This window comes from Qipengyuania sp. NPDC077563, from assembly GCF_044901345.1.
Classification (GTDB): Bacteria; Pseudomonadota; Alphaproteobacteria; order Sphingomonadales; family Sphingomonadaceae; genus Qipengyuania; species Qipengyuania aestuarii.
In genome coordinates this window covers 1,065,206-1,085,602 of record NZ_JBJDPC010000001.1, presented here as the reverse complement: position 1 = coordinate 1,085,602, position 20,397 = coordinate 1,065,206, and the positions used below count along the sequence as shown (strand labels likewise).

Genomic DNA, 20,397 nt, shown 5'->3' with positions numbered 1-20,397 from the left:
GAAACGAAAACAGCCCGGCGCTGGGCCGGGCTCTGAGTGGATGGGATTGGAAGGTGCGGAGCGGCCGAAGCTGCCCCGCGAGCCGATCATTCGGCGGCGATGAGGTGACGTTCGTCGTCCTCGCCATCGGCCGGCGGTTCCGGCTCGTCGTCGGCGCTGAGGAAATCAGGCAGCTCGGCGCCCTCGGTTTTGCCATCGCCGTCCGCGTCCGGTGCGGAATCGCCGTCAACGCCGGCAAGTCGAAGCGGCTCGGGCAGCCAACCGCTATCGGCCAACAGACGCTCTGCCTCCTTGGCCATGTCGCCCTTTTTCAGATGGTCGATGAGCTGGGCTGCCCGTTCGCCGGCGCCTTCTCGGACGGCTTCGAGGATGCGCGGCTTGGTGACACGGTTGAGGTAGTTGCTGAAGGTCGGGCGCCAACCGGCTTCGACGATGTCGAGCCCGGTCGCCCGCGTCAGCCGGTCGGCGTGCGCAAGTCTCATATCGAGCGTGTGCTGCGATACGCCACCCGCGCTGTACGGATTCGGCCGCTCATAGAGCGCGTTGACCCCATAGCTGACGCAATGGGCCAGCAAAGCCATGCGGCTGGCATCATCAAGCGCGGTGAGCCAGTCCCAGAGGGTGTCGTCGTCCTTCGGGATGTCGGCGGCCCATGCGTCGTGACGCTCCTGCACGGCGCGGGCGGAAGGGCTGTCCTTCAGCGCCTCGTCCTGAACCGGGAAGAAGACGTGCTTCACCCCCGCTTCCATGGCGCCCGTGTACATGCGGGTCATGAAGGTGTCCGAGACCAGCTTGTGGAGAAGCGCCGTCATGGCGATGTGCGGATTTTCCGCCACGGCGTTGCGCAACGCGAGGCTGCGGTAGGCGGTCAGCTCGATGACAAGGCGTTCGGGCAACGGCTTGATCCCGTCGTCCTCATCGTCGTCATCGGACTCGGCAGGTTGGCCGCCGATGGTGATGACGGCGCGTTGCACCGGCGGGCGATCGGCGTCGACGGATTCGGTAACCGTCTCCGATCCATTCTCGCCATCGGTCCGGACCTGAGACACATCCTCGGGCCGGACGAAGCCGCGATCGACCGAAAGCGAACCGTCGGCGTCGATGCTGACGAACACGCCGGCGATGGCGATGTCGGCCGGGTCGAAGTGCTCGGGCCGGTCGTCGAAGGCTGCCAACGCCGTCTCGATCTCGCTAAGGCGCTCGTCGACCTCGTCGGGCAGTTCGTCGGCGACCTGATATTCCGCTTCGAGCCTGGCCTGCTCGGCGGTGAGCGCCTCGATGGTCGCCTGTTCCTCGGCCGACAGATCGATCGGCGTGCCGGAGACCTCGTGCAGGCCGCGAGTGGCATCGTAGGGGAAGCTGACCGCGACTTCGATCCACTTCCATCCTTCGCCGGCGATCGCCTCGGCTTCGGCCTTCAGCTTCTCGGCGACGAGGCGATCGAGAAGCCCGACATCCTGCAGCCAGCCGCCATCATCGGCCTGGAACAGATCGCGCATGACGATGCCGCCAGCCGCCTCATAGGCTTCGATGCCGAGGAAAACAGCGCGCTTGTCGGAGGCGCGCACCGTCGTCTCGGTCAGCATGCGCCGGATCTGATAGGGCTCCTTTGACCATGCGTCCTTGATCGCGTCCCAGACCTGCACCTGTCGCTCGTGGTCTTGGGAGACCGTGAAGGCCATGAGCTGCTCCAGCGTCATGCCGTCGTCGGCATAGACGTCGTGCAGCGCGGGCGAGACGGCCGCGAGGCGCAGCCGCTGCTTGACCACGTTGACGGGGACGAAGAAGGCCGCGGCGATCTCCTCCTCGGTCATGCCCTTGGTCAGCATGTCGTGGAAGGCACGGAACTGATCGAGCGGATGGAGCGGGGCACGCTCGGTATTCTCGGCCAGCGACACCTCCTCGGGGAGGATGGCGCCGTCGCGATCGCGGACCACGCAGGGCACAGGCGCGATCTTGGCGAGACGCTTTTGCTTTACCAGCAGTTCGAGCGCGCGGAAGCGGCGGCCGCCGGCGGGTACTTCGAACATGCCGGTCTCGTTGCCTTCGGCATCGACGACGGGAAAGACGCTGAGACTCTGGATCAGGCCGCGACGCGCGATCGAGGCCGCAAGGTCCTCGATCGAGACGCCGGCCTTCACGCGCCGGACGTTGGACTGGCTGAGCACCAGCTTGTTGAAGGGAATGTCGCGCGAGGACGACAGGATGATCTTCTGAACGGCAGTAGCCATCGGGATTTACTCCGCGACGGGCGGCCGAGAGACTCTCTCTCAACCTCCAACCCGTCACGAAGCGAAGCGCCGCCCTCTTCCTTTAAAGGGGGCAGTGCCACGAACCGGCAAACCTGAAAGGCACGGAAGCGCAAAGCCGGAGACGCGGAAAACCGCATCCCCGGCTTTGCGGAAATCAGGCGGCGCGATCGAGCAGCTTCTTGGCCTTGCCCTCCATGTCGAGGCGGGCGTCCTGATGCGGCTTGTCGCGCGCGACGGCGGTGATGCCCTGCACGAAATCGAAGATCGACTCGGGCGGGCGACCTTCCTCGGCCAGCACCCTGTCGATGATCTTGCCGGTCTCGGCCTTGGAGAAGCCGCGGCGACGCAGGAAGTCGGTGCGGTCTTCGTCCGTCCTAGCGACGATCCGCTCGCGGGCGGCCTTGATGCCGTTGACGAACGGTAGGGGCGAGGAGTTGGCGAAGTTCGCCAGCGCCGGGGCCGCCTCGTGCGCGAAGCGATTGGCGGCATATTTGGAGTGGCGGATGGTGATTTCCTCGAAATCCTCCACGCCCCACAAATTGCGATTCTGGCAGACCGCGCGCAGATAGAAGCTCGCCATGCCGAGCGTCTTGGCGCCAACCTCGGAATTCCAGCAATAGAAGCCGCGGAAATAGAGGTCGGGCGATCCGTCCGGCAGTCGGCCGGCCTCAATCGGGTTCAGGTCGTCGACCAGGAACAGGAAGACGTCGCGGTCGGAGGCATAGAGCGTGGTCGTATCCTTGGTGATGTCGACGCGCGGATTGTAGATGCCGGTCGACCAGTCGAGCACCCCCGGCACCTTCCAGCGGGTGTCGCCCGTGCCGTTGCCGGCAATGCGCTGCACCGCCTCGACCAGTTCGTGATCGTAGATGCGGCCATAGTCCGGGCCAGTGACGGCGCGCAGTTCGACACGGCCAGTATCGGTTTCGAGCGTCTTGATCTGCTCGGCCCGATTGGAGGTCAGGCCATATTGCAGGTTGATGGCGGCAAGTGCTGCGGGAAGCTGACGCAGATAGGCTGCCGGCGCGCCAACCAGGCTGGCGAGTTGTCCGAAGGACCAGTGCGTCGATGCGACGGCCGTGTCGGTGCCGGGCAGGATCAGGGCCAACCGCTCGGAATCGTTGCGGTTCGCCTCGACATGGATGAGCGCGCTCTCCACCACCCGCGTCCGGCTGCGGTCGGTGCGGTCGCGGACCGTGCGGGCCAACTCGGACAAGGAAAGGTAGCGCTCGTCGGCCGGACGCGAGAACCACTCTGACGAGACGCGGCCGATCCGTTCGCCACGGCCGACATCGACCTTGTAACCGCCGCTGGTGTCACGGCGCGCATCGAGGACCTGCATATTCATGGGACCAATCTCCATGACGGGCGTCAGAGACCTCTTCTCCAACCCTCAACCCGTCACGGAAAACCGGTCCACTCTCTCACTCTCAGCAGGGCGTTGCGGGGCAGCCGCCCCGCAGAAGGGGTCGGCCGAGACCGAATGCTCGGACGCAGGGGAAGGCTTTCCCCTCCCGGTGCGGATGTACAAGGTGACCCGGTGAGCAGTCGTCGCTGTTGGCTCAGGGGTCCGTTTGAGGCGAACGCGTTTCGTAAAACGGCGACCTCTTTGATCAGGCGTCTTTCTTTGCCCTACGAAGAATGATACAAATCCTCGGACAGTAAGTCCTATATTCCGGGTTTCCGTATCGTGCCGTCATCCATGTCCCAACGCCAGATTGCCCATACCGTGCTGACCGCGCGCGGCATTTCGCGCCTGGCAGAGCTGCGCGAGGCGGGCGTAACAGCCGCCACCATGAGCCGCATGGAACGCGACGGTGAGGTGCTTCGGCTCTCACGCGGACTTTATCAGCTTTCCGATGCGCCCCTCGACGTTCACCACAGTCTCGCAGAGACCGCCAAACGGATACCCAAGGGCGTCGTTTGCCTCGTTTCCGCCCTGGCGTTCCACGGGCTGACCGATCAACTGCCAAGGAAAGTTTGGCTCGCCGTGGGTCAGAAGGACTGGACCCCGAGACCCGAAGGCACGCCCATTCGGCTGGTACGTTTCACAGATCGTCTCCTGACCGAGGGGGTTGAGACCCACCCTGTCGAGAGGGTGCCTGTGAAGGTTTTCGGCGTCGCAAAGACGATTGCCGATTGCTTCCGCTATCGGAACAAGATTGGCCTGTCCGTGGCGATCGAAGGCCTTCAGGAGGCGCTGCGCCAGCGCAAGACGACGCCAAGCGAGATTGCCAGCCAGGCTGCACGAGGATCGGTCGCCACGGTCATTCGGCCCTATCTCGAGGCACTGACCGCCAATGGCTAAGGAAATCGAGATATCGGCGCATCAGTTCGCGCCCCGCCTGTCGCAGATCTGCAAAACGAGGCGATGGTGATCTTGGAGGCACCGACTGAAATTCTTGACCTATGAGCTAATTAGTCATATATGATCGATTTACCAGCGTTTTGCATCATATATGGATGATTGATATGGGTTCTCCCAAGGCGAAGCCAGCACTGGAAAGGCTGGGCCAGGATATCCGCAACGCGCGGCTGCGGCGTGGTATTGCCGTGGCGGATCTCGCCGTGCGTGCGGGAACCTCGCCAAGTTCCATCGCCCGCCTTGAACGGGGTGATCCGGGCGTTGCCATCGGAACGCTTGCCGACGTTCTCGTTGTGCTGGGCCTTTTGGAGCGGCTCGCTGACCTGGTCGATATCCGCAAGGACGATCTGGGGCTGGCGCTGGCAGCGGAGCACGGACCGCGCAGGGGCCGCTCCTTCGCGGCAAGGCTGAAAAAGCAGAAGACTCAGACGGAGGAGACACAGGATCGGCAGGACGTTGTGGACCCTGACGGGGCTTCCTTCTGATGGCCGATTTCGTTGTCCATGTCGCGCTTGGCGAAGGCCGAACATCGGTGGGCCAGTTGCGTTTCACCCATGCCGGGCCACGGCAATTCTCGACCTTCGCTTATAGTCCCGAATGGATCGAAAATCCGCGTGCCTTCGCCATACAGCCAGATTTCCCTCTTGAGACCGGCCCATTTCACACCTCGGGACAGCCCGGCAACATGCGCGACGCTTTGGCGGGCGTTTTCGCCGATGCGGCGCCGGACAGTTGGGGGCGCAGGCTGCTCGAACGCGCCTATGGCAATGGTCTCAACGAATTCGAATATCTGACGCTTTCCGACGATGCCTGCCGGCAAGGCGCGTTGCGTTTTCTGGATGACAAGGGCGAGGTCATTCGCGGCAAGGCAGCCGACGCCGTCCCTCGGCTGGTAGATCTCGAAACCATCACGGCAATCGCGCGCGCCTATGAGCAAGGCAAGGAGATCTCGCCCGAGGAGATGCAAGCTCTGGCCGGCGCTGGCGGCTCCGGCGGCGCTCGTCCCAAAGCAAATGTCAGGGACGGCGATGCGCTGTGGCTGGCGAAGTTCACCTCGGTCCACGATCAACAGCCGATCGAGCGCGTCGAGGTCGCAACCCTCCGCTTGGCGGCCGCCTGCGGTATCCGCACGCCCGAAACACGGCTGGAACTGGCCGACACGCCGTTCCCGGTCGCGCTGATCCAGCGGTTCGACCGGCGTGGGTCCGCACGGATTCCCTACATCTCCGCGCGCACCGCACTCGGCAAGACGGGGGTGGAGCTGGGGTCCTATACCGAGGTCGTCGATTTCATGCGGTCTTATTCATCCGACCCCATGGCCGACTTTCGCGAGCTCTATCGGCGTCTGATCTTCACCATCCTCGTGTCCAACAAGGACGATCACCTGAAGAACCATGGCTTCCTCTATGTGGGGGCGGGTCAGTGGCGCTTGTCGCCGGTGTTCGACGTGAACCCAGCACCGGATCGCAACCCCCATCTCGAGACGGCGATTCTTGAGGGCGGGGCCCATGATCGGTCGATCATCCTCGCACTCGAAGCCTGCGAATTTTTCGAGATTCCCGAGGCCGAGGCACGGGAGATCATCCGAACCATGGCGCAGCGCATTTCGGACGGATGGCGGGAAGCCTTCAGGCAAGTTGGCGTCTCTGGAGGGCTCGCACGCGATTATGAGGCTGCTTTCGTCGGCGACGAGATGGAAACAGCGCGCAAAGTTTAATTCATATATGACGATCAGTCTCTTATTATAAGTCAAATATGAGTATTTGAGAGGTATTGGCGTTCCGAATCACGACCGATCGTTGAGATGCGTTTGAAAGCGGGGCGTGGGAAATCCAGGGGTGAGCAGCTGCAAAGGGCCAAGCCGCCGCGTGTCGGGCAATCAGATTCAGCTTGAAGGGCTGTGCAGAAAAAATGAGCCCCGCAGCGTTCACTGCGGGGCTCATTCAAACTCAAGTTAAGTACATTAGGTCCGGTCGTGGACCTGGGCGAGCGGGGCAACCCTCTTTGCCGCATCGATGCCCGCCTGTGCGGACTGTTTGGAGGTGTAGACCTCGGAGTGGCACAGGGTTTCGCCGTTGGCACCCTTGAGGCGCCAGAAGTACCCGCCTGCGTTCGCGCGGAGGATTTCAAACATGTAGCTGGCCCTCCTTGGGCCGAAAATGAGACCCGTCCGAAGCGCCGGGTCATTGATTTCTGAGGATGGGCCAGCTAGGGTAATGGTGTTCAAGCATGCCTAGCGGGCTTCGGCCCAGGTATTCGGAAATCGGCTGGTTTACGAGACCAGTCGGTTTTCCATCCATTTTGCCTTCGGGGTGAGATACGGCCCCCTCGGCGGAAGTTCGTCTGGACTCACCGGCGGAACTTCAGGAAACCGCGTCCCATCCTTTACTTCAGCGATCCGGCCCTGATTGAGGCCGAAGAACGCTGCGATATCGTGATGGCGGTCGCCCCGCTTGATCATTCCGCGAATGAGCGCCGCATCGCGCTCCGTAATTGTGAGGCCACTGGGCTTCGCCCGTGATGCCATGCATTTCTCCTATGTTTCCAACGCCAGACTCTTGCCTGACGTCTCTTATATGAGCACGATTCGCTTGGCGGTCAACAGGAAATCACATAAATTTACCCCGTAATAGGTTACGGTTTTATATTCTCTTGACGGCGTAGCTAGCTACGGCTATCAAACACGTATGATGAAACGAGTAAAAACTGTCGCCCTCGGCCGCTCCACCGCACGCCTTTTGGATGTCGCGGAGGTCTTTGCGGGCGTTGGGGTGTCGCGGGAGGAAACGGTGGCTCGCCCGGGCGAACGGCTGCCGGTTATCGGCGTACGTGACCTCCAAGATGGCGCTGTAGCCGCGCGAGAAGCGCTGGACACAGTAGGTTTTTCGTCTCCCTCCAAAGCTGCGACCTATGCGGTGCAGGTCGACGACGTGCTCGTCACGGGGCGCGGCACGCTGCTGAAATTCGGCCTCGTGGGTGATGAGACAGTAGGGGCTATCGCCAGCGCAAACATCATTGTCGTGCGACCCGGCCCCGATGTGGCGGGCGGCGCCCTGTTTGCAATCCTGTCCAGCGATGTGTTTCGCCCAAAGATCGAGGTCCTACGAAGAGGGGCGACGACGTTGCTGTCCCTGTCGCCGAAAGACCTTGCCAAGCTCGAAATCAATCTGCCGTCGCGGAACGAACAGGAGCGCATCGCCGCCCTCGTTAAGGACGCGCAAATCGCCTACCGCACCGCCCTGGAGGCTGCCGAAATCCGCCGCTCACTCGCGCGGCGTCTGATTGACGCTCGTCTGTTTGGCGACAACCAGAACAATTGAGGAAAACATGGCTAAGCTTACACGCACCGAACTGGAAAATCATCTTTGGAAATCCGCCGACATCCTGCGCGGCTCCATCGATAGCTCCGATTACAAGATCTACATCTTTGGCTTTCTGTTTCTGAAGCGGCTGTCTGATCGTTTTGAGGAAGAGGCCAAGGAGGCTACCCGTCAGGGCCTGCCGGAAGATGTCGCCTATAGCGACCCCGACGAGCACGAGTTCTTTCTGGTTGAACGTGCGCGCTGGTCGTCGATCAAAAAGCTGACGACGGGCATTGGCGATCACCTCAACAAGGCATGCGCCGCGATTGAGGACGCCAATCCCTCGATTGAAGGCGTACTGGCCAATATCGACTTCAATTCCGAATCACGCCTTGGCGACGCCAAGAACCGCGAAGGCGTTTTGTCGCGTCTGATTGACCACTTCTCACGCATCGACCTGTCGAATGCCTCGCTGTCTGAGCCGGATATGCTTGGTCGCGCTTATGAATATCTGATCGACAAATTCGCAGATGATGCAGGCAAGAAGGGCGGCGAGTTCTACACCCCACATCACGTCGTGCGGCTGATAGTCGAGTTGCTGGACCCCAAGCCCGGCATGCGCATCAGCGACCCCACATGCGGTTCAGGCGGCATGCTGGTTCAGGTCGCGGAGCATGTGGCAAAGCTTGAAGGCAAGCGGCTCGGTGAAGCACTTAACATCACGCTGCATGGGCAGGAAAAGAACCTTGGCACATGGGCCATCGCCAAGATGAACCTGCTGCTGCACGGGCTTCGCGATGCGCGAATTGAAAAGGGCGATACGATCCGCAATCCGCGCCTGCTCGATCAGGACGGCAACCTGTTTCTTTATGATCGGGTGATCGCGAACCCTCCTTTCTCGCTCGATAGCTGGGGCGCGGAGGATGTGTCAGGGGACACCGAGAAGAAGGGTCACAACCGCTTCATCTATGGCATCCCACCCAAGAACATGGGTGATCTGGCCTTCGTTCAGCACATGGTGGCGACGCTCAACGCCAAGGGCGTATGCGGTGTGGTGATGCCGCATGGGGTGCTGTTCCGTGGCTCAGGCGACGGCCGCATTCGCGAGGCGATGTTGAAAGCCGATTTGTTTGAGGCAATCATTGGGTTGCCGGAAAATCTGTTCGCCGGCACTGGCATACCAGCGACCGTTTTGATCCTCAACAAGGCGAAGGCTCCTGAGCGCAAGGGCAAGGTGCTGGTCATCCACGGTGCGAAGGAATTCGAGGAGCGGCCCAAAAAGAACATTCTTGGCGAAAGCAACATCACGCGCATCGTTGACGCGTTTGAGGCGTGGGGTGACAATACTTCTTTCTACAGCAAAGCTTCTGACCCCAGAGAGTTAAACTACCGAAAGTCTATTTGCGAGCCAAAAGGCCGCCTCATGCGCGTAGTCGACTTGGAGGAGATTGCTGAGAATGACTTCAACCTCAACATCTCCCGCTACATCGACACCCTAGAGCCTGAAAAACCGATCGACGTCAAAGCTGAGCTTAATAAACTTTGGGCTGCCGAGCAGGCCCGCGATGAAGCCGCCGCCCGTATGAATGCCCTTCTCAAGGAGATGGGTTATGTCGGGTAAGAAGTTTACCCGTTTTGGCCCGGTGGCTGCGGAATGGCCAATCATTCGCTTGCGGGAAGTCATTCGCGAGCGTGCGAAGTGGATAGAAATCGATGACAACACGCTCTATCAGCGCGTTACTGCTCGTGTGCGGAACCAAGGCATCGAACCACGTGATCGAGTGCTGGGTAGTTACGTCAAAACCAAGCGCCAAAAGCTTTGTAAGGCTGATGACCTTCTAGTCGCAGAAATCGATGCCAAAGTAGGCGGGTTCGGATTGGTGCCGACTGAAGGTGATGGCGCAATCGTCAGCGGGCACTACTTCTTGTTTGAAATCGACCAAGCGCGTGTTGCATTGAATTGGCTTGATCATGTCATTCGCGATGGTCGCCTTCAAAGGCAAGTCGATGCTGTCGGCTCAACAAATTATGCCGCCATTCGCCCGCGCGATGTTGGGGCTTTTCAGATGCCGCTTCCCCCGTTCGCCGAACAGCGCGCGATTGCAGAGGTCCTGGGTGCAGTAGAGGAGGCTATTGCGAAGACTGAAGCGCTTTGCTTTCAACTTCACGAAGCCGTCGAAGAGCTTGCCGAGGCCCTGTTCATAGGTCTTGATCCGGGTTCAGGCCACAAAAACGTGGATGGCTGGCGCGCTTCAACCTTAGCGGCTGAGATGGCCTCGATTCAGGTCGGCATCGTCGTCAAACCCGCCTCCTACTACGTCAAAACTGACGGGGTTCCGGCCCTGCGGTCGTTGAATGTTAGACCAAACCGACTGTTCTTGGGCGAACTGGTCCAAATCTCTCAGGAAGGTCACCGGCTGAATGCGAAATCCGCCCTGCGGGCAGGGGATGTTGTCACGATCAGAACCGGAGAGCCCGGCAAGACGGCATTTATCCCGGACGGCATCGGCGACATCAACTGCATCGACGTCATCTTTTCCCGCCCTAGCTCCTGGCTGCGTGGAGAGTACGTAAGTTTCTTCATGAATTCACGTATCGCGAAACGGCAAATCGCTGTTCTCCAAGGCGGTCTCGCTCAGCAACATCTGAATGTAGGGGAGATGAAGCGCATCAAGATCACTGTTCCACCGCTGGCCTACCAGGACAACGCAGTCGAGCTGTTGAACGGCGCTTGGGCACGCATTGAGGCAGAAGAGGTGACACTGGAGAGGCTTAAGTCGCTTCGTGCAGCCCTCTCTCAAGAGCTCCTGTCAGGGCGAATCCGCCTTCCAGACAGCATGATTGCGCGGCATCGAGACAAAGCCGGACAAGCTGCATGAACGAGACCAGTGAACAGCTTGAGCGTGAATGGGTAGAGGAGCCGGCGACGGACCTGCTGCGGGTGCTGTTCGACTATAAGCCGCTGTCTCCAGACGACGTGCGGCGGTTGCGCGATGGGCTGGCAACCGAGCCGGTTCTGACGGTTCGCCTTACCGAATGCCTGAAGCGCCTCAATCCTTGGCTGGGCGAGGACAGCGTTCGCCGGGCTGTTGCGGCTGTCACGCGCGTTACCGCCGTTGATGTCATGGAGGCCAACGAAAGCGCCTATACAGCCCTCACCTACGGAGTGACGGCCCCCCATACGGAAGGCGGCAGACGACAGGACCGCAATGTGCGGTTCTTCGATTTCGATGATCCATCCGCCAACACGTTCGAGTTCGCGGGGCAGGTCGCCATCAAGGGCGCACGTCAGGACATTATTCCCGATATCGTCGTTTACGTGAACGGTCTCCCGCTCGCGGTGATTGAATGCAAATCGCCATCACTGGCCGACCCGATGGGCGAGGCGATCCGCCAGTTTCGCCGTTATGAAAGCCGCGATGAATTCGCCGGGCTTGGCGCTCCCCGCCTATTTGAGACGGCACAAATTTCCATCGCTCTGGCGCGCGACGTGGCCAAGTTCGGCACGACACTGACGCCAGCTCGCCAATGGGCCGAATGGAAGGACCCCTATCCGCTCTCGCTCGATGCGCTGTCCGCGCAATTGGGTCGAACGCCAACCGGGCAAGACATTTTGCTCGCTGGGCTTCTCGCACCGGCCAATCTGCTCGATCTCATCCGCAACTTCGTCATGTTCGAAACCATTGACGGGCGGCGCATCAAGAAGCTGGCGCGCTATCAGCAGTTCGTTGCCGTCGGAAAGGCGATTGAACGCATCCGAACCGCACCCAATCCACAACGCCGTGGCGGGGTCATCCACCACACCCAAGGCTCTGGTAAATCGCTGACGATGGTGTTTCTGGCGACCAAGCTGCGCCGCCTTCCCGAGGCTGAAAATCCGACGATTGTCATCGTTACGGATAGAACCGACCTTGATGACCAGATCACTGGACAATTCCAGCGTTCAGGATTTGCTAACCCCATCCAGGCCGAAAGCGGAGACGCGCTGCGCAACGCTCTGTCGGGCGGCGCTGGAACTACGGTTCTGACCACCGTCCACAAGTTTCACAGCGCCGTGCCGAAACGCTCGTCGGTCATTTCCAAAGCGCGGAACGTCTTCGTCATGGTCGATGAAGCGCACCGGACGCAATATGGCGCGCTTGCCGCTCGGATGCGCGCAGGACTGCCCAATGCCTGCATGATCGCCTTCACCGGCACGCCCATCGACAAAAAGGACCGCAGCACCCGTGAGGTCTTCGGCGACTATCTGCACCGCTACCTGATCGACCAGGCTGTGAAGGATGGAGCGACCGTCCCGATCTATTACGAGATGCGCGACGCTCAACTACGGATCGACGGCCGCGATCTCGAACGGGATATTCGGGCCACGTTCCCTGAACTGTCGAACGAAGAGATTGAGAAGCTGAAGCGCGGCATGCGGCTTCAGGAGAAGCTGGCCGGAGCTCAAGTTCGCGTTGAGGCCATCTCCAAAGATATCCTTGCGCACTATCGAAGCACCATTGAGCCAAACGGTTTCAAAGCGCAGATCGTGACGGTCAGCCGCGACGTCGCCGTGACCTATGTCGAAGCCTTGCGGCAGCTTGGCGCGCCCGAATGCGCGCTCATCATGTCCGCTTCGAACAATGACAGCGCCCGGCTGCAAGCCCATCACCTGTCCAAGCGCGACCGCGACACCATGATTGGCCGGTTCAAGAAGCGTGACGATCCGCTGAAAATCTTGGTCGTGTGCGATATGCTGCTCACCGGTTTTGACGCGCCGGTAGAGCAGGTTCTGTATCTCGATGCCCCTCTGCGAGAGCACACGCTTTTGCAGGCGATTGCTCGCGTGAACCGCACCGCCGATGGCAAGACCTACGGGTTGGTCGTGGATTATTGGGGGGACAATCGGCGCATTTCTGACGCATTGGATATGTTCTCCGACGAGGATGGCATAGCCAGCGCGCTCCGTCCGCTATCTGAAAAGATCCAACTTCTGGAAAGTCGGCACCGGGCCGCCATTCGGCTCTTCGAAGGCCTTAGCCGTCAGGACGATTTGGCGTGCGTTGAACTGCTGCGCCCTGACGACATCCGCGCCAAATTCGAGCTCGACTTCCTGCGTTTTGCCGAAGCCATGGACATGGTCTTGCCTGATCCCAAGGCATTGGAAGAACCCTATCCGTCCGACCTGAAGTGGCTATCGCGCATTCGTGTTCTCGCCCGCCGCGCCTATCACGAGGAGCCATTTGACCCGAAGGACTACGGCGCGAAGGTGGGCGAGATTATCACCAGCCACCTCTCGGTGACGGGTGTCGAACAGCTGCTGGTGAAGTTCGATATTCTCGACCCCGCGTTCCGTCCGCATCTGGAAAGCCTCAGGTCGAGCGCTGCCAAGGCTGCCGAGATCGAGCACGCCATTCGCCAGGAGATCCACGTCCACCGCGACGAGAACCCCACGGCTTACGCCTCGCTTTGGGAACAGTTGGAGCGGATCGTCAATGACAGGCGGGAAGCTCGCGTGTCCGCTGCCAGCGCCTTGACCCAGCTTGAAGCAATGGTCGGGCAAGCCGCAGATATTCGCTCGGGCGCGGCGGGCAGAAGCGACGGCCTTACCGGAACGGCTGCCGCCATCCTGCCCTTCATTGACGCTGACCTACCAGACCCCGAACGCTCCCGGAGCGCTGCCGGTATCACCAAGGCGCTTGAGGAGTATGCCGAGGTTGTCGACTGGCATCAAAAGGAGGACGTCCAGCGACAGATGCGCCGATCCATCAAGGAGCAATTACGCAGCTTGGGATTGGATGCGCACAAGGTTGAAGCCACGACGGCAAAGATCATGGATGTCGCCCGCGCGAGGTATGCGGGATGACGGACGCGGCTCAGCATTCCATCGTTTTTGGCGGCGAAACGTTTGCATTCCTGATCGAGCGGACGGCGCGCCGGAAAACCGTGGCGATATCTGTTGGCTTCGACGGAGTGCGCGTCCTCGCGCCGTCGGACTTAGACGATGACCGCGTCCTCGGTATCGTTCGCAAGAAAGGCGCTTGGCTGCTTCGCAAACAGGCGGCGTACCGCGAACTTGGCGGGCAGCCGGTCGCCAAGGAATTTGTGAGTGGCGAGACCTTTCACTACCTCGGCCGCCAATATCGCCTGAAGCTCATTCCCGACGAAACCGCCGTCACGACCCGGATTGCTGCGAGAGGTTCCACCCTTGTCGCGCCGGTGCTGCCGAATGGCCATGAATCCATTCAGCGCGCCGCTGTCCGCAGCGGGCTCAGGCACTGGTACCGAGCGCATGCGATCCAGCATTTTCCTGCCCGCGCGCGAATGATCGCAGAGACGCTTGGCATTCCAACACCGACCGTCAATGTCGTTGACCAGTCCAAACGCTGGGGAAGCTGCGATTCACGGGGGCGCATCCGCCTCAACTGGCGCTTGGTGATGGCTCCGATGCCGCTGGTCGACTACGTTATTGCACACGAGGCTTGTCACGTTCTTGAGCACAATCATTCACGGCGATTTTGGCGGTCGTTGGAAACGATCATGCCGGACTACGAGGATCGCCTAAGAAGACTTGATAGAATGGGGCACCAGTTCATTTGGTGATTTTTGTATGAGCGATATAAAACTCTTTCGCACGGACAGTGCTTCGGTCACAGAGCTTCGCGGCAGCGCGGTTGCGCTGGAGAAGTCGTTGCAGACCCTTATTGAACGCAACATGGAAGCGTTCCTCGGTGTGCGGTTTCTTGCATCGGAGTTTCCGACGACAAACGGCGGACGCATGGATTCGCTGGGCATAGACGAGAATGGTTCGCCAGTGATCGTCGAGTACAAACGGGCCAGCAATGAGAACGTCATCAACCAAGGCTTATTCTACCTCGACTGGCTGATGGATCACCGCCGTGATTTCGAATGGCTTGTTCTGGAGCGCTTCGGCGCCGAAGAGGCGAAGGCCGTCGATTGGACGACGCCCCGGCTGATCTGCATCGCGGGTGATTTCACAAAATACGATGCTCATGCGGTCAACCAGATGAACCGAAATATCGCGCTGGTTCGCTATCGCCGCTTTGGTGACGAACTGTTGCTGTTCGAACTGCTGACCTCGGCATCGGAGCGGCCCGCGCGCGAAATCTCCGCCAGCGTTGACGCCCAAGGCGAGCCTGCGGCGATGCGACCTCGGTCGCGCCAGAAGACTGTTACGCAGTACCTCGCGGATGCCGACCAAGGTCTTGTCGATCTCTACGAGGCAACGAAGGCGTACCTGCTGGCGCTAGGCGATGATGTCGAGCTGAAGACCCTAGACAACTATGTCGCCTTCCGCCGCCTGAAGAACTTTGCGTGCGTCGAGGTCAAGCCGCAGATCAGGCACCTCAAAGTTTTCGTCAAGGTCGATCCGGCCACCATACAACTTGAGCCGGGTTTTACCCGCGACGTGCGCAATATCGGTCACTTCGGCACTGGTGACCTCGAAATTATCATCACTGATGTCGCTACGCTGGACAAAGCCAAGCCTCTTATGGATCGCAGCTATGATGGGGCCTAATGCTGGAAATTAAGTCTATAAACGGCAAGAAGTATATGAGTGAAATGATTTATCGTCGGAGTCGAGGCGTCTTATTTAAAACTGCCTTTTCCATTGACAGCTAAAGTATAGGTGATGAGTTTAGGGAGGGGGATTTTGGACACGCGACACGTAAAGCCATTAACGAAACGCAGATCCGATGGCGCGCTCTACAGCCGTCGCACGGATGTTGAAGAAGCGTTGGCGAGACTCGTTGAGCAGTCGCGCGAGGAAATCATAGCTGCCCTGAAGATCCGCGACACGTCATCACCGCTCTACGTGAAGTCCGAGTGTATCGTCTATCTGATACGCGACACGCGGCATGACAACGACGAGAGCTATTTCAACGATCTTTACCGCGAACTCATGCGTCGACTCTCATCGGCACTGCCACGCATCGCCGGCGAACGCATCGATGTGTCCGAGAGCGTCCATGTCGCGGATGCTCGCGATAGGGTGAAGGATACCTTCGTCCGCAAGTTGATCGAGGATCGAGCCGAGCCAGGGGCAGCCCTCGATTATTTCGAGGTCATGTTTGCGAGTGCCATCGCAGCGCTCCGCACGACATCCATGCACAGGGCGAGGAGACAGGCGGCGCGCACCGAAGCCATTGAGGCTGACCAGGAGACAAACGAACCCTCGCTGGCGGTAGAGCGCGCGGTCGGGAGTTTAGACCTCAAAGAGGAATTGCTGTCCGACGATCCGATTTACCGGTCGCGCGTAGCCGACGCGATTAGGTCCCTACCAGACAAGTTACGCAGAGTCGTGGAGTTGATCATGAGGGATATGCCAATCGATTCGTCGGACGATAGCGTCATGACCATTCGAAAGGCGATCGGCGTCAAATCCGAGAAAACCGTTCGGAATAGACGTGACGAAGCATACCGACTGATACGCCAAGCTCTGTCGATTGGAGACGATCATGACTGACAGCCGCAACGACAGCGCAGAGGAGATCCTCCTCGCATTCGCAGTTGAGCAGGCGCACGACAATGCGACTCTTGACCGCTACCTTCAGCTATACCCACATCTTTCGGGCGAGTTGATCGACTTATCCCTTGATTTGAGACTGCAGCGCGCGACTGTAGAGATCACCACGCCGGCCGATGAGGCGTGGGTAGAAGCGTCCCTTGCAGCCTTCCGAGCCACGTCGCCGGTTCAGGCATCCGCCGCGGTGGTCGACCCCTTCGCCAACGTCTCGCCCCAGGAGCTGGTAAGTCTTCGCCGTGCCCTTGATGTGCCCAGTGGCGTGATCCAGGGGTTTAGCTCCCGGCTCGTGGACATCGCCAGTGTGCCGGCGTGGTTCGTCGACGCTCTTGCGCGCGGCCTCCGCTCCACCGTGGACGACCTGCGCCGCTTCATGGCAGCACCACCTCGACTTGCGCCTGGCGTCAGCTACAAGGCCGACGATGCTCCATCAGCCGAGCAGGAGAAAATCACGTTCGAGGACCTGCTCAAGCAGTGCAAGGTGCCGGATGAGCGACGGCAGCAGTTGCTGGCCTCACAGGATTGACCCATGGACGCTGTCGAACTCGCGCGGCAGCGTGCCGCGGCGCTTCACGATGAGGTGGTCTCCAAGGGCGCTGACCCCTGGGATCCCGAGGCGCTCGTTAAAGCCGCCGCATCCAGTCTGGAATTGGACATCGAGCTCGTCGAGCCAGGCAGCGCGATCCTGGAGGGCGGCCGGGCACAGTTCGATCCCATAAATCGTGCCATCAGGCATGAGGACTCGGGAACAACCTTCTTCAAGGCCTTCCTGGTGGGCCACGAACTCGGTCACGCCACGCTCGGCGACGACCGGATCGAGCACGTCGCCCACGACGTCGATCCCACGCGGCCGGCGGAAGCTGCCCCCGTTGGCGAGGATCGGGTCGTCGACTACAGCCGGCGGCAGCGCCGCGAGGTCCAGATGGACCTGTTCGGTCGCGAGCTCCTGCTACCGCGCAAACGGGCTCGCGCACTTCATCTTGAGGGCATGACGGCGTCGGAGATTGCGGCGAAGCTGGCAGCGCCCTTCGACGTCGTCGCGCTGCAGCTTCTCGACGCGTTGCTGCTTCCCGCGGTCGAGCCGGAACCCGAGGAGGCCGAGGTAAGACCTCCGAAGCCGCTCAACGTCGAGCAGCGCGAGGCCGCGCGGCATCGTGGGGTCCCATATCTTCTGGAGGCCGGACCGGGAACGGGAAAGACGCAGACCCTCGTCGGGCGCGTTGCCGGCCTCGTCGACGAAGGCATCGATCCCCGGTCGATCCTTGTGCTGACCTTCTCTAACAAGGCGGCCGGAGAACTATCTGAGCGCATCGCTGGACTGCGACCAGAGGCGGCATCGGCGATGTGGATCGGGACATTCCACGCCTTCGGTCTCGATCTGGTGCGACGATACCACAAGCAACTGGGTTTCCCGAAGGAGCCCCGCATGATGGATCGCAGCGAGGCGATCGCGATCATGGAGCGCGAATATCTCGCACTCAACCTCACTCACCATCGGGAGTTCATGAATCCCGACCGTCCGCTCAAGGACATGCTCACCGCGGTATCCCGGGCAAAAGACGAGGTCGCGGACGCTGACCGCTACGCTGCGCTCGCCAAGGAGATGCTGGACAAGGCCACCGACCCCGACGCCCGCAATGCCGCTGAGCGGTGCGCCGAAGTCGCGCTTGTCTATAAGAAATACGAGGAGTTGAAGCTCGCGGCATGCGCGGTGGACTTCGGCGATCTCGTGTCTCTGCCCGTAAAGCTGCTCGAGTCCGATGCCGAGGCAGTCTCGATTCTGCGCGCGACATATAGCCATATCCTCGTCGACGAGTATCAAGACGTGAACCGCAGCAGCGTGAGGCTGCTCCAGCGACTGACGGATGGTGGCAAAAATCTTTGGGCCGTTGGTGATGCGCGGCAGGCCATCTACAGGTTCCGCGGTGCGTCCTCGTTCAACATGTCGCGATTCAAGACTGAGGACTTTCCCGGTGGCACTGGTGATCGGCTGCGTCTCAACTATCGCTCGACGCCCGAGATCGTTGGAGCATTTTCGAATTTCGGTGGGGGCATGCAGGCTGGCACCGGCGATGCGTCCCTCAAAGCAGATCGACCGTCCAGTGGTGTCCCGCCGGAGCATGTCACCTTCGGTGACAACGACGACGAGGCGGACGCGCTCGCAGACGAAATTCTGCGCCATTCTCAGGACGTCTCCTTCCGCGATCAGGCTGTGCTCTGCCCCGGCAACGACCGGCTCAACCGCATGGGTCGTGAACTGGAGCGACGAGGGATTCCGGTTCTCTACCTCGGCAATCTCTTCGAACGACCCGAGGTCAAGGATCTGCTGTCCGTTCTGTCGTTGCTCGTCGACAGGCGGGCCATGGGATTGGTGCGTAAGCCCTCGCTCCAGGGACTGTCGACCGGGATAAGTCTGGCGGGTGCCGCAGCGGTGGTCGAGCACCTTCGGAAGACGGAAGCCGGACCGCTCGCCTGGGGCGGTTCATCGCCCTCGCTGCCAACCCTGGACGCCGCTGACACTGACGCCATGCGCCGGGTGGTCGGCATGCTGGACGGCTTTGACACCAATGCGCTTCCCTGGTCCGTGCTGGCGCACGTCATGCTTGATCGAACACGAACGGCGGCGCTGATCGCATCGACGGACGATATCTCGAGTCGCGCCATGGGCGTGGCGATCTGGCAGCTGATGGGCTTCCTGCGCGCTCAACGTCCAGGGCCGGGTCTGCCGATCCAGCGCACGCTCGACGGGATCAGGCGGCTTGTCCAGCTCGCCGATGAACGGGATCTTCGACAGATTCCGCTGGCTGCTCAGGGCATCAACGCGGTCCGGCTGATGACCATTCACGGTAGCAAGGGACTCGAGTTCCCCGTGGTGCACGTCATGGGTCTGAATAAGGGGAGCATGCCCAGCACTGCACGTAAGCCGGCCTGTCCGGTTCCAGATGGCATGATCGCTGGCGGAGAAGGCGGAACGATTGCTCTGGCTGCTGCGGATCACGCGCTCGAGCAGGAATGCCTTTTATATGTCGCCGCCTCTCGAGCGCGGGACCGCCTCCTGCTTTACTCAGCGACTCGAATGGCGAACGGCAATCGACGCAATCCCTCGGATTTCATTGCACGGCTAGGCGTAACGACAGTCCGCGCGGCAACGCCGCACGTGGACCGGAAGCCGGACCCCGAGGATGAGCCGCTCCCGGTCGTATTGGGGCCTGAAATCAAGATCACGACAGCGCAATTGGATTTGTATGATCGGTGCCCGCGGCGCTTTTTGTACACCCATGTGCTTGGCGTCGGCGGTCGGCGCACCCCGTCAACCATGACGACAATGCACGATCTGGTGCGCGCCATCGTGACGGAAATCGCGGCGACTGATCCCTCCGTCGTGTCGTTTGGCGACGTGGAGAGACTGCTAGAGGAGAGGTGGTCTGAAGGGCCATTGGCCGGGGATGAGTATCGGCTGCACCGCGAAGTTGCGACCCTACTTGTCCAGCGGTTCGTGACGATGCGCGCGGGCACAACCCGCTCGATACCACCTGCTCTTCGAACAGGCATCGGAACGACAACGGTCTCGGCAAGTGCAGACGATGTCGTGATGGCGCCTGGTGGACGGCATATCGTGCGGATGGTTCGGACGGGTCACCGATCCTCCAAGACCGGACAAGGCCTCGCCGCCGCCGCCTTCCAGATGGCGGCTGCCAACTCACTTCCCGGCTGCACGGTCGAGATCGTCCACCTCGGCGACGACGATCACACTACAAAGGTCGAGTTCGACCATAAGGCTCTCGGCAAGAAAACGGAAAAGCTTGCCGAAGTCTTCGCGGCGATCGAGGGCGGAAGCTTCACGCCTGAGCGATCCGACCGCACATGCCCCTTCTGTCCCGCCTTCTTTACCTGCGGTCCAGTGGCCGACGGCAGCCTGCAAAAAAATCTCTGACCAAAATTACCGGTCGGCCG

General features: G+C 60.6%; 16 protein-coding genes. 12 read left to right on the top strand and 4 right to left on the bottom strand.

From position 1 onward, the window contains the following. Positions 1–86: 86 nt before the first annotated feature. Both ACI2I1_RS05245 and ACI2I1_RS05240 read right to left on the bottom strand, forming a co-directional pair. A complete protein-coding gene (locus ACI2I1_RS05245) occupies positions 87–2,231 on the bottom strand; it encodes a ParB/RepB/Spo0J family partition protein (protein ID WP_404678195.1) in 2,145 nt (714 codons plus the stop codon). A gap of 175 nt (positions 2,232–2,406) precedes the next feature. After that, entirely contained in the window at positions 2,407–3,600 is a 1,194-nt protein-coding gene (locus ACI2I1_RS05240; RefSeq protein WP_404678194.1) for a DUF932 domain-containing protein, read from the bottom strand. A gap of 354 nt (positions 3,601–3,954) precedes the next feature. On the opposite strand from ACI2I1_RS05240, the gene ACI2I1_RS05235 reads away from it, so the two are divergent. From ACI2I1_RS05235 to ACI2I1_RS05225, 3 genes are all read left to right on the top strand, one after another. Next, on the top strand, positions 3,955–4,560 hold the full coding sequence (locus ACI2I1_RS05235; protein ID WP_404678193.1) for a type IV toxin-antitoxin system AbiEi family antitoxin domain-containing protein: 606 nt from the start codon (positions 3,955–3,957) through the stop codon (positions 4,558–4,560). A gap of 164 nt (positions 4,561–4,724) precedes the next feature. Next, the gene (locus ACI2I1_RS05230; protein WP_404678192.1) at positions 4,725–5,102 is read left to right on the top strand and encodes a helix-turn-helix domain-containing protein; all 378 of its coding nucleotides are present in this window, start codon (positions 4,725–4,727) and stop codon (positions 5,100–5,102) included. After that, positions 5,102–6,334: a type II toxin-antitoxin system HipA family toxin gene (locus ACI2I1_RS05225; RefSeq protein ID WP_404678191.1), complete on the top strand. Its 1,233-nt coding sequence runs from the start codon at positions 5,102–5,104 to the stop codon at positions 6,332–6,334. The genes ACI2I1_RS05230 and ACI2I1_RS05225 overlap by 1 nt, the downstream gene beginning before the upstream one ends. A gap of 246 nt (positions 6,335–6,580) precedes the next feature. On the opposite strand, the gene ACI2I1_RS05220 is transcribed toward ACI2I1_RS05225, so the two are convergent. Both ACI2I1_RS05220 and ACI2I1_RS05215 read right to left on the bottom strand, forming a co-directional pair. Next, positions 6,581–6,751 carry a YegP family protein gene (locus ACI2I1_RS05220; RefSeq protein WP_404678190.1) on the bottom strand — a complete coding sequence of 57 codons (171 nt, stop codon included), beginning with the start codon at positions 6,749–6,751 and terminating at the stop codon, positions 6,581–6,583. A 138-nt stretch (positions 6,752–6,889) separates the two neighbouring features. Further along, positions 6,890–7,144: a hypothetical protein gene (locus ACI2I1_RS05215; RefSeq protein WP_219511536.1), complete on the bottom strand. Its 255-nt coding sequence runs from the start codon at positions 7,142–7,144 to the stop codon at positions 6,890–6,892. Between the two features lie 160 nt (positions 7,145–7,304). On the opposite strand from ACI2I1_RS05215, the gene ACI2I1_RS05210 reads away from it, so the two are divergent. From ACI2I1_RS05210 to ACI2I1_RS05170, 9 genes are all read left to right on the top strand, one after another. Next, positions 7,305–7,937, top strand: a complete 633-nt coding sequence (locus ACI2I1_RS05210) for a restriction endonuclease subunit S (protein WP_404678189.1) — start codon at positions 7,305–7,307, stop codon at positions 7,935–7,937. Between the two features lie 7 nt (positions 7,938–7,944). After that, positions 7,945–9,540: an N-6 DNA methylase gene (locus tag ACI2I1_RS05205; protein ID WP_404678188.1), complete on the top strand. Its 1,596-nt coding sequence runs from the start codon at positions 7,945–7,947 to the stop codon at positions 9,538–9,540. After that, the gene (locus tag ACI2I1_RS05200) at positions 9,530–10,798 is read left to right on the top strand and encodes a hypothetical protein (RefSeq protein ID WP_404678187.1); all 1,269 of its coding nucleotides are present in this window, start codon (positions 9,530–9,532) and stop codon (positions 10,796–10,798) included. The genes ACI2I1_RS05205 and ACI2I1_RS05200 overlap by 11 nt, the downstream gene beginning before the upstream one ends. Beyond that, entirely contained in the window at positions 10,795–13,764 is a 2,970-nt protein-coding gene (locus ACI2I1_RS05195) for a type I restriction endonuclease subunit R (protein ID WP_404678186.1), read from the top strand. The genes ACI2I1_RS05200 and ACI2I1_RS05195 overlap by 4 nt, the downstream gene beginning before the upstream one ends. Continuing rightward, entirely contained in the window at positions 13,761–14,501 is a 741-nt protein-coding gene (locus tag ACI2I1_RS05190; RefSeq protein ID WP_048648539.1) for a M48 family metallopeptidase, read from the top strand. The genes ACI2I1_RS05195 and ACI2I1_RS05190 overlap by 4 nt, the downstream gene beginning before the upstream one ends. Positions 14,502–14,508: 7 nt before the next feature. Further along, entirely contained in the window at positions 14,509–15,438 is a 930-nt protein-coding gene (locus ACI2I1_RS05185) for a DUF5655 domain-containing protein (protein ID WP_404678185.1), read from the top strand. A 135-nt stretch (positions 15,439–15,573) separates the two neighbouring features. After that, the gene (locus tag ACI2I1_RS05180; RefSeq protein ID WP_404678184.1) at positions 15,574–16,386 is read left to right on the top strand and encodes a DNA-binding response regulator; all 813 of its coding nucleotides are present in this window, start codon (positions 15,574–15,576) and stop codon (positions 16,384–16,386) included. Beyond that, a complete protein-coding gene (locus ACI2I1_RS05175) occupies positions 16,379–16,969 on the top strand; it encodes a hypothetical protein (RefSeq protein WP_404678183.1) in 591 nt (196 codons plus the stop codon). Before ACI2I1_RS05180 ends, ACI2I1_RS05175 begins: the two co-directional genes overlap by 8 nt. 3 nt (positions 16,970–16,972) lie before the next feature. Continuing rightward, on the top strand, positions 16,973–20,377 hold the full coding sequence (locus ACI2I1_RS05170) for a UvrD-helicase domain-containing protein (protein WP_404678182.1): 3,405 nt from the start codon (positions 16,973–16,975) through the stop codon (positions 20,375–20,377). Positions 20,378–20,397 lie beyond the last annotated feature (20 nt).